The following is a 12,889-nucleotide window of genomic DNA, read 5'->3' as shown; positions in this document are numbered from 1 at the left end:
GCGGAGCGTCGCGTGTGCGCCCGAAGCGCTCACGAGCCGCCGTCCCGGAGAGCCACGCACCGTACGAGTCGCACCGCACGTCACCCATAGGGGGACCATACGCCCGCCGCGCCAGGGCGGCACCCGTCCCCGGACCTGCATGCCGCAGACGGGGCGCACTGGTCTCCCTCTCCTCTCCCTCCGATACCGGCCGACACTGCGGCTGGGGTCATTCACCGGCCGCAGACGGCGTGAACGGCGAGGAGGGGTCGGGCTTCGCGGTCGAGGCCGGTGACGGCGACATGGTCGCTCACCCGCCCTGCTCACGCGTGGGGCGCCAGGTCAGCTCGGCTGCCGCGCGGAGTGGTAGTGCTCGGCGAGTCGGGCCAGGGCGACGGCGCCGAGCAGGAGCCCGAAGTCGCGCAGGGCGATGTCGTAGTGGTCGGGAATGGTCAGCAGATTGACGATGATGCCGGCGAGCCAGCCGGCGACCAGCCAGCCCCCGAACCGAGGGGCCACGGCGACGGCGATGCCGGCGACGATCTCGATGACGCCGACGGCGTACATGGCGGCCTGGCCGCTGCCCGGAACCACGTCGTTGATCCACGGGGCGAGGTAGATCGGCCAGTCCACGAGCAGATTGGCGAACTTGTCCAGGCCGAACAGGATCGGGGCCACGGTGAATCCCGTCCGCAGGATCCAGAACGCCTGGTAGCCGGGGTCGGCAGCCAGGCTGCGCCGGGGTGTGACCGGCGCGGTGGTGGTGGGCGACATGACTCCTCCTTCTATCTACAACTTTCACTATCAATAGAAGCTCGTCCCGATTCTTTAGTCAATGGCTGTTGGTTTTACACTGGTGTTCGTGGACCCCTCGAAGGAAGCACCCGTCGGTGACGTCTCGGCCGTCGCGGCTCTGGACGAGCCGACGCGCAGGCGGCTGTACGAGCATGTGGTGCGCCAGTCCGATCCGGTGGGACGGGACGACGCGGCCCAGGTCCTCGGGCTGGCGCGGCAGACGGCGGCCTTCCATCTGGACCGGCTGGCCGATCAAGGGCTGCTGGAAGTGGTGTACGAGCGACGCAGCGGACGCAGCGGCCCGGGCGCGGGCCGGCCCGCGAAGCTGTACCGCCGCTCGGACAGGCAGGTAAGCGTCAGCCTGCCCGAGCGGCGGTACGAGCTGGCGGGGAGGCTGCTGGCGCAGGCGGTCGAGGAGTCCGACGCGACAGGCGAACCGGTCCGTGGGGTGCTCCACCGCAAAGCGACGGAGCTGGGCGAGCAGCTCGGCGCGCAGGAAGCCACCGGCGTGACGGACCTGCTCGAGCGGCACGGTTTCGAGCCGCGCCGCGACGGCGACGCGATCGTGCTGGGCAACTGCCCCTTCCACGTGCTGGCGCGTGAGCACACCGAGACGGTGTGCGGGATGAACCTGCATCTGCTGCGCGGGGTGCTCAAGGCATTGGGCGAGAGTGACCTTGTGGCGTGCCTGGCGCCGACGCCGGGACGGTGCTGCGTCCGTCTGCAGCCGGCCGCCTGACCGGCGCCCTGGGGTTGCTGCGGTGCCTGCCTGCTGATCGGTTCACGGGGAGGGGGTCCACCGGCGAGCGGTCTGCTGCCATTCGGGGTTTCTCTGGCCTCCGCTGAGCCGGGCTGTGGCTGCGGGTGCGCCCTTGAGGAGTACGGCCGTGGTGTGGCGTCCGCTGCGGGCCTGCTCAGAGGCGGTGGCGGTGAACCTGTCGTGCACGGTGGCGCCGACGGCCCACGCGGCCAGAGGAGCGGTGATGACCATCGCGACGGCGAGGATGAGGCCGATCCATCCCTGGAGCAGGTCGCTTGGGCGGCGCAGCGGGTTGCGTCGCCACCGCCACCATCGGGTTGTACGTCTGGGGGCGGCTCGCGGACGGCTACGCGAGGTGCTGCTGCAACTCGCCGGTCAGCCGGTGAAGTTCGCCGCTCGCAGCGCGTGGCCGGTGGCTCGGGCGGCGAGGTGTGGGTGGAGGCGGCGCCGTCCGCCACATCGGCCGTGGTCCGCACGGTGGACCGGTCAACTACCCGGGACTTCAGTCCCGGGTAGTGACCTGCAATCCGCTATTTCGTCGCGCTGTCTTGCGGTCCGCACCCGCAAAAGCGATCGACGATGCCCTCACCGAAACCCCGGAGCCGGAGGCTCAGAAGGCATCCGCAGTCCGTTCGGCGGTCTAGATCAGTCGAGCGATGAGTTCTGGCAGGCTGCCGGGTCAGTACGGGCATGACTGCAATGAACACGCCGCCGGTCGTCTCCCGCTCGGAGTGGCTGGCCGAACTCGACGACCTGCGTGCCCGGGAAAAGGCGCACACCCGCGAGGGCGACGCGATCGCCGCCGCCAGGCGACGGCTGCCGATGACCGAAGTGGACTCATCGACGCCGATCGTCGGAGGTAACGGAAAAGTCCCCCTGATCGACGTCTTCGAGGGCCGCACCCAGCTGTTCGTGTCGTATCACATGTGGCACGACGGCCGCCCCGCAGCGGACCAGTGTGAGGGCTGCACGTTCTTCACCGGTCAGGTCCGTGAACTGTCCTATCTGCACCAGCGTGACGTCACCTTCGCCGTCTTCTGCGAGGGCCCCTACGACGAGTCCGACCGCTACCGCCGCTTCATGGGCTGGGACATGCCCTGGTACTCCGTACCCACCGAGTCTCACGAACGGCTCGTCGCCGGCCGCCACTTTGGGATGAAGGCGTGCTACCTCCGCGACCGGAACCGTGTCTACGAGACGTACTGGACCACCGGCCGCGGCGTCGAACCCATGGCGCCGTCCTACGGCATCCTCGACATGACCGTCCACGGTCGGCAGGAGACCTGGGAGGACTCCCCGCCAGGCTGGCCACAGCCGTACGAGCCCCTCGGCCAGCAGTTCCGCAGGGACGGACGGCCGACCGCGCAATGGGCACGGATCATCGTCGGCCACGACGACGACCTCCACAGCGGACAGCCCAGCACGGGCGGTTCAGGCTGCTGCTCCTGAACCCGGGAGCCCGACGGCCGCAGCCCAGGGGATCCGAGGACCGCGGTGATCCGGACGTGCATCCCCACACCCACAGCTTCCTCGAGGTTGCTCCCGCTCACGGCTCTGGTGTTGACCACCTGCCTACACCCCGACCAGGTCCGCTCGGTACTGCGCAGCGGCACGCATCCGCAGGACTGGCGTCTGCAGCCGAAGGAACGGCCGCTGCCGGCCGCGTACTTCGTGGGCTGGCCGGAGTGATCGGGCTGGGCATGGTCTGCCGTACGCCGAGGAACTGCGACGCTGTTGGCGGACACGCTCCGGGGCGTAGGCGGAGCGGGGGAGCAGCTCGAAACAGGCACCGTGCCTCTGGGCCCCTCGGAAGGGGGGGGCAGCGTGGGGCATCGCCTGATCAAGCCCGCTCGCGTGCCCCGGACCGTTTTGACGCGGCACGGGAACATCAGGGCGTACGCGCGGCTCTTGGCAGCACACTTAACGATGGCGAACATCCCACTTGCACCCAGGGGATCTTGGAGGCTCCTAGACAGAGTGAAGTCGCTCTCAGTGGGTGCGTCCTGGCCCTTGGTCCTGGCCCTTGGTGTGGCACTTGCTGTGCCATGGAGTGGATGCGTAGCGCGACACTGGCGTTCCGGCGCTGGGCCGGGGCTGCCATATCGGCGGTGCGGCGGGTGTGGGACGGTCCGGGGCCTGAGCGGGTTCTGGTGGTGCAGGCGGGCAAGGCGGCGCTGGCCGCCTGGGTGCCGTGGGCGGTCGTGGGCTGGTGGCTCCAGGCTCCGATGGCGTTCGTGGCACCGTGGGTCGCGGTTCTGCTGGTGGAGTCGACGGCGTACCGGTCGGTCGCGCACGGGCTGCAGCAGCTCGTGGCGATCGCGGTGGGTACGGTGATCGCGACGGTCGTGGCATTGCTGCTGGGCAGCACCATGGTCACGATGGCCCTCGTGCTTCCGGCGGTGCTGCTCCTGGGACAGTGGCAGCGCCTGGGCAGCCAGGGCATCTGCGCCGCGACCGGTGCGCTCTTTGTGCTGACCGGTGGACGGTGACCGTCACTTCGTCGGCCGCCCGTATCGCGGAGGCGGTCTTCGGCGCGGTGGTTGGTGTGGTGGTCAACGCGCTGATCCGGCCTCCCGTGTACCTGCGCGACGCCCGCACCGCGCTGGAGGACGCGGCCCGTGAGGCGCAGGAGATCCTGGCCGCGGTGGCCGACGGCCTGGCCACCGGCAAGTGGGACGGCCGGGCGGCCGGGGAATGGCACGAGCGCGCACTGCGTCTGGGCCGCCTGGTCGACCGTGCTCGGTCGGCGATCGGCTGGAGCCGCGAGAGCATGCGCGCCAATCCGCGCGGGCGTCGCGAGAGGACTCCTCCTCCGCACAGTCCGGCGCACGCCGACGTGCTGGCCGTGCTCGACTACGTCGCGGTTCATACGGCAGGTATGACCCGGACCGTACGGGAGATCGCCGACAGGGGGAGGGCGGCCCCACCAGCCGCGCGACTCACCCGTGCCTACGCGGAATTCCTGCGCCATACGGCGTGTGCCGTCCGGCTGTACGGTCAGACCCGCTTCGCCCCGAGCGGCCGCGACGACTGCGCCGCGGAGCAGCTACGAGAGTCAGTCGGCGAACTCCACCGCACGCTCGACGAGTTCCGCCGACAGCTGCCGGAAGCCGTGCCTGACGACCCCGACGCACTGGTGATCTACGGAACGCTGCCGGCCCAGGCGCATCGCCTGGCCGATCAACTCGCCCAGCGCTAACGCCGCCGACCACGGCACGGAGACGGTCGCTTTCGGCACTGCAGTACCCGGGGAGAGCGAGCACCCACGGCATCTCCTGCCACTCACGGACAGGCCTACGTGTCGGCCTGCGCATGCGCATCGGCAATCGTCACGCGGGCGCCGACAGAGGCCGGGCCGTCAACGCCTGAGCGACGCCATGGAGTTTGTCGGCGATGATCCCGCCGGTGCGGTGAGCCCTCTCACGTCCGCGCTGCTCTCCAGGTACTCGGGCCCCGGCCCGGGCCCCAGGTGCCAGTACGTCCATGCCTGGCCGGGGATGGTGTAGCCAATGTCCGCCAGGGCGCCGGTGATCTCGCTGATTACGTGGTGGGCGCAGTCCTCGTTGCCGGTGACGACCACTCCTGCCACCCGGTTGTAGGCCACGGGCCGATCCTCGTCGTCGGTTTCCGACATCATCGCGTCCATCCGTTCGAGGACACGTTGCGTCACGGATGGAGGACGCCCAAGCAAAGTGGGAGACGCGATGATCAATATCTCCGAGTGGAGGAGCTTGTCATGCACGATCGGCCATGCGTCGCCGCCACCGGCGTCGCTGGCGACACCAGGCGCGATGTTCAGGTCGACGGCACGGATGACATCCCGACGTGCCAGATGAACAACGTCCCGGGAAGGGATCTCAGGGACCTCGTCCTGCCGCGAGTCAGGCGGAGAAGTTCGCCCAACCCGACGCGCAGATTGCCCGTAAGCAGAAGGCTGCCGTTTTCACTCCAGACTCGACATGCAAGGGCACCGATACTGATCCAGCAGTTCGGAGAAGGGACGGGGGATGGGTGGACAACTACGTGCCTGGTATCGACATCGTGTCTCCGGCCCCCGGCCCCCGGCCCCCGGCGGCAGTGAGGCGACCATAGCCGGTACCTCGTTGGTTCCCCGCACGGCGGGGGTGTCGCGGTACTGTACCTGGGTGCCAACCCGGGCCCGGCTCCTGCCGACATCTCCAACCGCCCGGCCGACCTGCTCCAATTGGAGTCGGGGCGTTTTCTCGTCGCGTGCGGTCAGGACTTGGGAGGGTTGCGGCACAGGCAGAACGGATGCCCGGCCGGATCGATGTAGACCTGCCAGCCGTAGCCGGACTCGCCGACGAAGCTCTTTTGGAGGGTGGCGCCCAGCTTGACCACCCGGCGCTGCTCGGGCTCGAACTCGTCCACTTCGAAGTCGAGGTGGAACTGCTGCGGATGCTCCTGGCCCGGCCAGCTGGGCCGCTGATAGTTCTCCACCCGCTGAAACGACAGCTCGACGCCGTCGTTGCGCAGGTTGACCCAGTCCTTGGTGCTGATGTCGGTGTTGATCTCCCAGCTCAGCAGCTCGGCGTAGAACTCGGCCAGCTTCCAGGGGTCGGGGCAGTCGAGGATGACATCGGTGAACGTCAGCATCCGATCATCATAGATTGCGGCGCCGGACCCCCTCGATGCATCGGTCGGCGCACTCCCAAGGCTTGGTTCGGAGAAGGCGTCAGCATGAGCAGGCTGGCCCCAGATAGGGAGAGCGCCCTTGCTGCTCCGCAAAGCTCACTCGACGGGACGGGCGGTGGGGTGTGCGGAAGCCCTGGCATATGCGTGGTTGTCGGGCGGCGTTGTGTGTGGAGGGGGGAGAGAACAGTCGCTGGATCTCGTTGCAGGTGAGTGCGATCAGCCCGTCGGGGACGGGGTGGTCGCGGTGCTCGCGGTCGCGGACGATGGCGAGGAAGGAATCCGCGATCATGGCCAGGGTGACCCAGCGCAGCCAGGGGGGTGTAGTGGCAGACTTGGTGTTCGTCCAGGCCGGCGAGTCCTTTGCCGGCTTGGAAGGTCTCCTCGATCCTCCGGCGCATCCCGGCGACGCGTACCAGCGTGCCGATCGGCACCGGATGGGGTTGAGGCAGCGGTGGTAGGCCCATTTGCTGCCAGGCGGAGCGCGGCACTTTGCGTACCAGTGAATCGACACGGAACTTCCCACCGGCCGTGCGGACTTCGATGCCGCACGAGACGGCCATGACAGACCCGATCGGGCGCTGGGCCAGCATCTGGGCCGGAGCGGGGTTGCCTCCGTAGACCTCGTCCCCGGTCACCCAGCCGACCGTGTGCCCGGCTTCGCAGAACTGCTCGATCATCGCTGCGGCCAGCTGCGTCCTGGTCGCAAAGCGTGTGGTGGCGGGCTCCAGTCCGGCCGCTCGGCATCGCTGAGGGTCCTCGGCCCAGATGCGGGGCAGGTACAACTCCCGGTCCACAGCGGCGTGTCCACGCTCGGTGGCATACGCCAGGTAGACCGCCACCCGCATTTTCGATCCTGCCCGCCGTGCCGGTGTACTGACGCTGAACCCCGACCGTCGCCTGTCCCTTCTTCACATCGCCCGTCTCGTCGACGAATTGCACCACCTGCTCGGCGCTAGGTGGTCGACGACGTACTCACGCAGATCGTCACGGACTTCGTCCGCGTTCCACTTCGCCCGCTCCAGCAGGTGCTGCATCCCATCCGCTGTGGCCTCACCGGCCCACTCCGCGATCGTCCAGCAGTTCTTCCGCGGCAGGTCCGCCAGCAGCCCTTGGATGAACTTCCCTACCCGACGGCGGGGTTCGGCACGCGCGAACCTTTGGGCTATGCGCCGCAGCAGCCCTGCGAAGTCATCGTCCCAACGGCCCGGTCTCGCTGTGAGCAGCGGCCACCACCTGATCTTCAGTCTTCGCACACCGATGATCACCGGTGGCCGCAGCTGTCTCCGACCCCACCCCAGACATCCCCCCGACCTCGCCTACGGCTCCGACATCGCCAGCATCGGCCTGACCATCCAGGCGGTGGCCGTCGCAGCGATCTGGAACGAGGGTCCGCTCTTGCTGGGCCTCGGCCCGACCCACCAGGTATCGCTCTTCATCTCGATCGTGGTGGGTCCTCTGACGGTCTTCCCCGGCTGCGCGACGCTCCAGCGGGGCTGCCTCCATGTGGTGCTGCTTGCGGCGTACTTGGTGCTGGCGGTCACCCCTTGGCGGCAGCGGCTCCCGCCCGGGGGGACCTGCCGCCCAGCCCCGGGATCAGCACCGCCGCCACCGCCAGGTGCATCAGAGCGAGGGAGACCCGGGTGCCGCCGTCCATGCCGTCGCCGATGAACGGCAGGAAGGAAACGGCCAGCACGGCGCCGGCCACCCCGGTCCAGATGGCGCGGGCGCGCCGCGCCCCGAACCGCTCCAGGGCGGCCAGCAGTCCCCAGCCGGAGAGCGACGCGAGCAGTGCGACGACCGCCACGGGCACAGCGCCGATGTCGAGTGTCTGCTCTCCGTCGGCGATCCGCAGCCGGTGTCCCAGCAGTGGGTCCGCGACCAGCCACACCAGGACGGGGGCCAGGACCGCCAGGGCCGTAACCCCCAGGCGCCTTCTCCGCGCGCTCACGTGGCGCCGCCCGAGAGCGCCCCGTGCAGGAAGACCTCCACCAGCTCCTGCGGGGTCAGGTCGGGCTCGTCCTCCGTACGTGGCTGGGTGAAGAGCAGCCCGAAGAAGAGGGCCGCGATCTGCTCCGGCGGTCGGCGCAGGGCGGCCTTGTCGGGCTCCAGCAGCTCCGCGAGGGCCGCGCGGATACGGGTTGTCGACTCGTTGCGGCCCGCGCCGCGCACCGTGCCGGGGTGCTTGCCGCCGCTATGCCCCAGCGAGCCGAGGATCGCGCCCATCCTGGACATGTGCGCCTGCAGTGCCTCGGCTGCCTCCGCGAGCCGGTCGGGCAGCGGCTGGGATACGTCGATCGCGTCGAGCTCGCGGATCGCGTGCTCGGGGGAGAGCGCCTCGGCCATGCAGGCCTGCAGCAGCTCGTCCTTGTCGGCGAAGACCCGGAAGATCGTGCCCTCGCCGATGCCCGCGGCGCGGGCGATCTTCGCGGTCGTCACCGCGGCGCCGTACTCGGCGATCAGCGGGATCGCGGTCTGGATGATCATTGCGCGCCGCTGCTCCGGCGACATGCCGGGGGCGCGGCGGCGCGTGGGCTGGTTCTCCCTAGGTGCAGTCATGACCTCGAGAGTACGGAGTGAGTACTCACTCCGTCAATGAGTGAGTCCTCACTCCGCTCACTCTCCCGTACTCGGCTACTTGTCGTTGGCAGCCCACCAGGATCCACAACTGCGGTTGTAGTACTAGTACTCCAGCCGTAGATCGTGATCTCGATGGTGAGGGGCGCCGAGGCGACAGTCGGACAGCGTCGACCATCTGGCCGAGACCGCCCACGCCGTCGGCTCCTTCTCGCTCTACCCGAGTTCACCGAGACGGAGGGCGTCCCTTATCTCGCTGAGCTTCGCGGTCGTTGCCGGGGTCTGCTCCGTCGCTTGTTCAGCGAGTCGGAGGGCATCGTCAATCTCGCTGAGCTTCGCCGAGGACAGGACGGCCGCCCGCTCTATCAGGTCGTCCCGTGACACAGTGGTCAGCCACGTGCAAGGGGTGAAGCCTGGACGCGGGAACGCGAGCCGCAGCACGCCTTCGAACGGCACTCCTTCACCGGCGCCCACCATCACTTCGATGCCCAGACCGCTGATGTCGACGCCCGCCGGAGCGACGACCTGCATCACCCGGATCCCGGACGCGTCGTCTCCCGACAGCAGTACGACCAACCTCCGCTCGTCGAACTGGACCCACCAGACTTCGCCACGTTGCACAAGTCCTCCAGACACAGGACGGCAGACAGACGCTGCGCGAGCCTGACGCGCTGTGGAGACGGGTGCGGCCACCGGAACTCGCCTTGAAGTGGAACATCCGGTTGGCCGCGGCCTGTCTACGCCGAGACGGCGCGCGTCTATCCTGCCCGATGACATCGACAGCTTCTTCACTGCATCCCATGCGATCGCGCACCTGGCGGACCGGTTGATCAATACCTCGGCCGGCTGATGGGGCCCCCGAACGATCGGATCCCCCTGGCGACTCAGGACACCCTGGACTGGCTGCACCAACTCGACGAGAAGGGCCAGACGTTCCGGTACAGCACCGTGAAGGGTGGCAAGGGACAGGGGTTGGTGCGGGCGCGGCCGAACCAGGAGAGGGTCGACTTCGACGCGGACATCCGGCGTCTTCACGATGCCGCGTGGATGTTGTACGGCGGCTGCTCCGGTGTCCTCGACGCGTACGCGGAGAACCAAGCCGAGTACTACGCCGAGATGCGGCAGCACATGGAGTACTGAGCGCCCCGGAGGGGGTGAGACCAGCTGTGTGGCTCTGCGGCGGCCTGCCGGCGGAGCGGCGTCGAAGATGGCGGCCGTCTGGGAGGATGCGGCCATGCCCGACCATTGGAGCCCCATCGAGGTGCTTCGCCTCTGCGAGGATGAGGACCCGGACATGCGGCGGGACCTCAGGCCATCGCCGGACACGGAGCCGCCCCCGACGCCATGCGCTGAAGACTTCCCACCTGGGTGGGTTGCCTGCCGGGACTGCCACGTCGCGTACGAACCGGGCAACCCGGACGAGGTCAAGTTGCACACCGAGCCGGTGAATTGCGGGCAGTCGTGCCGGTGCGTCGGGCGTCCACGCTGCTACACGTGCCGCGGCTCGTTCTGCTGCTGCGCCGCGCATTGAGTGGCTGCCGCCTTCAGGGCCAGCCGCTGTCGTACTGCTATGAGGGCCCTACGGTTGGTCGGCGGCAATGCCGTGGCCGCACGGTGAGAACCAGTAGCTGGTTGGCAAGCCGTCGCCACTGCCGGAAACCCACTCCTGCACGGCACCGCGGCACTCTGGGCACAACGGAAGCGGCCAGTCCTCGGGGTACGGCAACTTGCCGGCCTCCATGGTCTCCGCCCGAAGACGCAGTACCTCGCCCAACGCATCAAGTCGCTGGCGGGGGAGGACCATTCGTCCGTCGAGGTCGCGCGCGTTCGGCATACCTTGAGCCTAGCGCCGCAGGCTCGGCCGCCGAAGCACACGAACGGCTGACTCCGGAGCCATCGCAACGGGCCCTCTACGTCTCGGTCGCCAGAAGGCTCTACGTGATTACTAGTGAGTAGCCGACAACAACTGTGATTGTTGTCGGTGATCTGGCGAGGCGTCAGAAAGCCAACCGAGGGGGAGTACGTGCAGGAGAACGACGAGTGGGCCGATCTGGGTGAGTGGGCCCGTCTGGCGGCCACCCTCAAGTTCATCAACGGCTACGCCGCACGGGACGTTGTGCAGTTGGTTCGCCTTCCCTGGGCTGCCTTCCACCGGGCGTAGCGCGCGACGAGATTCTGCTGCTCGTCGATCGTGTTCAGCTTCACCACGTCCGGCACGCCCCACATCGTGGGCCACGTGGCCAGGCACTCCTCCTCGAGGATGTCCGCAAGTGCATGGGCGAGGAGCAGGTTCACGTGTGTCTGGCCCTCGCGGGTGCCTCCACCGAGGAGCCACGCGGCCGCGATCTGCCGGTCTGTCCTCCGTATCGTCCTCCGCGCTCGCAGTGACCAGGGCCCGCGCGACGGGCATCACCTCGGCCATCGTGGGACGGCGAACCCTCACGCTCGTCGTCTCGTGCTGCTTGAGGCGGCCACCGTAACGGCCGCGCCCCGGGCGGCGGAATGCCATCCGGGGCGCGGCGTGTGCGGTGATGTTGTAGGCCGTGTCAGTCGGGCTCGGTATCGGTTCGGACGTCGTCGGTTCGCTCGTAAGCGGGGTGCTGGGCGACGGGTCGGCGGGCGCGGTCGAGGCCGGCGCCGACGGGGAGCTGGACGGCGCGGGGTTCGGGTCGCCGGAGGAGTCGTCATCGACCTTGGACGCGGCGAGCAGCAGGCCAACCAGGAGCATCAAGAACGCGGCGATCGTCGCCAGAGTGCGTCGCGTGGACGGGGAGAGTCGCATCGGAGTCCTTCGCTACGGGAGTGGAAGGTCTCCGACGCGGGTGGCTTGTGTCGTGTGCTGCTCGAGGGTGGCTACTTCCGCAGGGAGATGCGGGGCGGCGCGGCCGGAGCCTTCGGCACTGCCGGCACCTTGACGGCGGGCGCCTTCTGCCGCGGCTGCTGGGCGGGCTTCCGGGCGCTGCTCCGGGAATCGTTGGTACCCGTGGCCGCGCCGCCGGATCCGACGTAGGGCAGGCACGTTACGGGGGCGACGGTGCAGACGACTTGCTCAGGGCAGCGGCGGGACGTGCTGTCACGATCGGTGTTGGCGACCAGGAGCGCGACCAGCACGACCAGGCCGAGCACGAGGGCACCGATCGCGAGGGCGATGATCAGGTGGGATCGGCGGTCGTCGAGCTGCGGGAATTGGGACTTCACGGCGGGGCCTTCCATACGGAGGAGGCCGCGGATCATGGAGGCCGAGAGGCCCTTGCGTCGCGCACTGCGGAATCGGCTTGCCCGAACAGGTCCGGGCCGGCCAGGATCAACCGCCTCCGGTGCCACGAGGGGTTCGATTCCCCTGCAGAGGCCGTGCGTTTTCATGCCGTCACCACCCCTGGCCTGCTGTTCCTGCTCGAGGGCGCCGCGCATACAGTCGAGGCATGAGCACGTTGCGAACGCGTCCACCGATGGGCGTGGTGCAGCAGGGGTGGTCCGCCTACGCTGACCGGCCCCGTCCTCACTCCAGATGCTCGAAGATCTCGTCCCAGAACGCGGAGTCGTCCACATACGGCTCCTGGTCGATCATGCGCTCGCGCAGATCGGTGACCGCGGCCGCGCGTACGGCGTCGTCGGCCGATTCCAGGGCCTTGCTCGACTCGGCGATCAGCCCCAGGAGCACGGCCAGCCGTGGGAGGTCATCGGCGGCCAGTCCCTTCCATCCTGCCCCGTGGTCCCAGCCGTTGGGGTCGTAGTGGGTGATCCCGCCGTCCGCCGCGCCGAGCATCAGGTGCTGGTCGGACCAGGTGGCCACGGTGAAGGCGAAGTTCTTGGGCGGGGAGTCGTCGTCGGGGTAGCGCTCGCCGTAGATCTCGTCGGCATCGAACGGTTCCATGCCGTCCTCGTCCCGCAGGTGCCGCGTGTCGATCCCCACCACTTCGAGCTCGACGGCGGGAAAGCCGACGTTGAGCAGGAACTCTCGCGATCCTGCGTGGGTGAGCTCAGCCGGCAGGTCGGCCTCGTCCGGTCGCCAGAGCGAGCCTTCGCCCAGCCGTTCCTCCAGCCACGCCGCGTCCGGTATCAACGGCGTGTCGTTGCTCTGCACTGCGTGGCCCCCATGAATTCGGTGTGGTTCGGTCATTGTCGGCC

15 protein-coding genes and 3 pseudogenes are annotated in these 12,889 nt (G+C 68.7%); 6 read left to right on the top strand and 12 right to left on the bottom strand.

Annotation, left to right across the window (positions count from 1 at the left end):
• Positions 1 to 321: 321 nt before the first annotated feature.
• Positions 322 to 753 carry a hypothetical protein gene (locus tag ABD932_RS28250; protein WP_345016651.1) on the bottom strand — a complete coding sequence of 144 codons (432 nt, stop codon included), beginning with the start codon at positions 751 to 753 and terminating at the stop codon, positions 322 to 324.
• An 82-nt stretch (positions 754 to 835) separates the two neighbouring features.
• On the opposite strand from ABD932_RS28250, the gene ABD932_RS28245 reads away from it, so the two are divergent.
• Positions 836 to 1,513, top strand: a complete 678-nt coding sequence (locus ABD932_RS28245) for a helix-turn-helix transcriptional regulator (RefSeq protein ID WP_345016727.1) — start codon at positions 836 to 838, stop codon at positions 1,511 to 1,513.
• A 42-nt stretch (positions 1,514 to 1,555) separates the two neighbouring features.
• On the opposite strand, the gene ABD932_RS28240 is transcribed toward ABD932_RS28245, so the two are convergent.
• On the bottom strand, positions 1,556 to 1,765 hold the full coding sequence (locus ABD932_RS28240) for a hypothetical protein (RefSeq protein ID WP_345016649.1): 210 nt from the start codon (positions 1,763 to 1,765) through the stop codon (positions 1,556 to 1,558).
• Between the two features lie 459 nt (positions 1,766 to 2,224).
• Between ABD932_RS28240 and ABD932_RS28235 the strand changes: the two genes are divergently transcribed.
• The 4 genes from ABD932_RS28235 (at position 2,225) to ABD932_RS28220 (ending at position 4,733) form a co-directional block, all read left to right on the top strand.
• Entirely contained in the window at positions 2,225 to 2,983 is a 759-nt protein-coding gene (locus ABD932_RS28235) for a DUF899 family protein (protein ID WP_345016647.1), read from the top strand.
• Positions 2,984 to 3,094: 111 nt separating this feature from the next.
• Positions 3,095 to 3,223 carry a hypothetical protein gene (locus ABD932_RS28230; RefSeq protein WP_345016645.1) on the top strand — a complete coding sequence of 43 codons (129 nt, stop codon included), beginning with the start codon at positions 3,095 to 3,097 and terminating at the stop codon, positions 3,221 to 3,223.
• 365 nt (positions 3,224 to 3,588) lie between these two features.
• On the top strand, positions 3,589 to 4,023 hold the full coding sequence (locus ABD932_RS28225) for an aromatic acid exporter family protein (RefSeq protein WP_345016643.1): 435 nt from the start codon (positions 3,589 to 3,591) through the stop codon (positions 4,021 to 4,023).
• On the top strand, positions 4,020 to 4,733 hold the full coding sequence (locus ABD932_RS28220; protein WP_345016641.1) for a hypothetical protein: 714 nt from the start codon (positions 4,020 to 4,022) through the stop codon (positions 4,731 to 4,733). The genes ABD932_RS28225 and ABD932_RS28220 overlap by 4 nt, the downstream gene beginning before the upstream one ends.
• A gap of 130 nt (positions 4,734 to 4,863) precedes the next feature.
• Here the strand turns inward: ABD932_RS28220 and ABD932_RS28215 are convergent.
• The 7 genes and pseudogenes from ABD932_RS28215 to ABD932_RS28185 form a co-directional block, all read right to left on the bottom strand.
• A pseudogene (locus tag ABD932_RS28215) lies at positions 4,864 to 5,390 on the bottom strand (flavodoxin family protein).
• Positions 5,391 to 5,770: 380 nt separating this feature from the next.
• On the bottom strand, positions 5,771 to 6,148 hold the full coding sequence (locus tag ABD932_RS28210; protein ID WP_345016639.1) for a VOC family protein: 378 nt from the start codon (positions 6,146 to 6,148) through the stop codon (positions 5,771 to 5,773).
• 79 nt (positions 6,149 to 6,227) lie between these two features.
• Positions 6,228 to 6,627 (bottom strand): annotated as a pseudogene (locus tag ABD932_RS44040) (IS701 family transposase); the annotation flags it as partial.
• 144 nt (positions 6,628 to 6,771) lie between these two features.
• Positions 6,772 to 7,440 (bottom strand): annotated as a pseudogene (locus ABD932_RS44035) (IS701 family transposase); the annotation flags it as partial.
• 284 nt (positions 7,441 to 7,724) lie between these two features.
• Positions 7,725 to 8,135 (bottom strand): DUF6069 family protein, encoded by a 411-nt coding sequence (locus ABD932_RS28195; RefSeq protein WP_345016637.1) that lies wholly within the window; start codon positions 8,133 to 8,135, stop codon positions 7,725 to 7,727.
• Positions 8,132 to 8,743 (bottom strand): TetR/AcrR family transcriptional regulator, encoded by a 612-nt coding sequence (locus ABD932_RS28190; RefSeq protein WP_345016635.1) that lies wholly within the window; start codon positions 8,741 to 8,743, stop codon positions 8,132 to 8,134. Before ABD932_RS28190 ends, ABD932_RS28195 begins: the two co-directional genes overlap by 4 nt.
• A 234-nt stretch (positions 8,744 to 8,977) precedes the next feature.
• Positions 8,978 to 9,382 carry a type II toxin-antitoxin system PemK/MazF family toxin gene (locus ABD932_RS28185; RefSeq protein ID WP_345016633.1) on the bottom strand — a complete coding sequence of 135 codons (405 nt, stop codon included), beginning with the start codon at positions 9,380 to 9,382 and terminating at the stop codon, positions 8,978 to 8,980.
• A gap of 228 nt (positions 9,383 to 9,610) precedes the next feature.
• On the opposite strand from ABD932_RS28185, the gene ABD932_RS28180 reads away from it, so the two are divergent.
• Positions 9,611 to 9,901, top strand: a complete 291-nt coding sequence (locus ABD932_RS28180; RefSeq protein WP_345016631.1) for a hypothetical protein — start codon at positions 9,611 to 9,613, stop codon at positions 9,899 to 9,901.
• 957 nt (positions 9,902 to 10,858) lie between these two features.
• Here the strand turns inward: ABD932_RS28180 and ABD932_RS28175 are convergent.
• The 3 genes from ABD932_RS28175 to ABD932_RS28165 all read right to left on the bottom strand — a co-directional run bounded on the left by ABD932_RS28175 (position 10,859) and on the right by ABD932_RS28165 (position 12,845).
• Positions 10,859 to 11,056 (bottom strand): hypothetical protein, encoded by a 198-nt coding sequence (locus tag ABD932_RS28175; RefSeq protein ID WP_345016629.1) that lies wholly within the window; start codon positions 11,054 to 11,056, stop codon positions 10,859 to 10,861.
• Between the two features lie 558 nt (positions 11,057 to 11,614).
• On the bottom strand, positions 11,615 to 11,959 hold the full coding sequence (locus ABD932_RS28170; protein WP_345016628.1) for a hypothetical protein: 345 nt from the start codon (positions 11,957 to 11,959) through the stop codon (positions 11,615 to 11,617).
• A 301-nt stretch (positions 11,960 to 12,260) separates the two neighbouring features.
• Positions 12,261 to 12,845: an SUKH-4 family immunity protein gene (locus ABD932_RS28165; RefSeq protein WP_345016626.1), complete on the bottom strand. Its 585-nt coding sequence runs from the start codon at positions 12,843 to 12,845 to the stop codon at positions 12,261 to 12,263.
• Positions 12,846 to 12,889 lie beyond the last annotated feature (44 nt).

Origin of the sequence: Streptomyces shaanxiensis (genome assembly GCF_039537145.1) — a bacterium.
GTDB classification, from domain to species: Bacteria; Actinomycetota; Actinomycetes; order Streptomycetales; family Streptomycetaceae; genus Streptomyces; species Streptomyces shaanxiensis.
This window is presented reverse-complemented; position numbering and strand designations above follow the sequence as displayed.

Bases quoted from the DNA above. Each gene is read 5' to 3' on its own strand.
- ABD932_RS28235 (WP_345016647.1), top strand. From the start codon at position 2,225: ATGACTGCAATGAACACGCCGCCGGTCGTCTCCCGCTCGGAGTGGCTG.
- ABD932_RS28240 (WP_345016649.1), bottom strand. From the start codon at position 1,765: ATGGTCATCACCGCTCCTCTGGCCGCGTGGGCCGTCGGCGCCACCGTG.
- ABD932_RS28210 (WP_345016639.1), bottom strand. From the start codon at position 6,148: ATGCTGACGTTCACCGATGTCATCCTCGACTGCCCCGACCCCTGGAAG.
- ABD932_RS28190 (WP_345016635.1), bottom strand. From the start codon at position 8,743: ATGACTGCACCTAGGGAGAACCAGCCCACGCGCCGCCGCGCCCCCGGC.
- ABD932_RS28180 (WP_345016631.1), top strand. From the start codon at position 9,611: ATGGGGCCCCCGAACGATCGGATCCCCCTGGCGACTCAGGACACCCTG.
- ABD932_RS28250 (WP_345016651.1), bottom strand. From the start codon at position 753: ATGTCGCCCACCACCACCGCGCCGGTCACACCCCGGCGCAGCCTGGCT.
- ABD932_RS28225 (WP_345016643.1), top strand. From the start codon at position 3,589: ATGCGTAGCGCGACACTGGCGTTCCGGCGCTGGGCCGGGGCTGCCATA.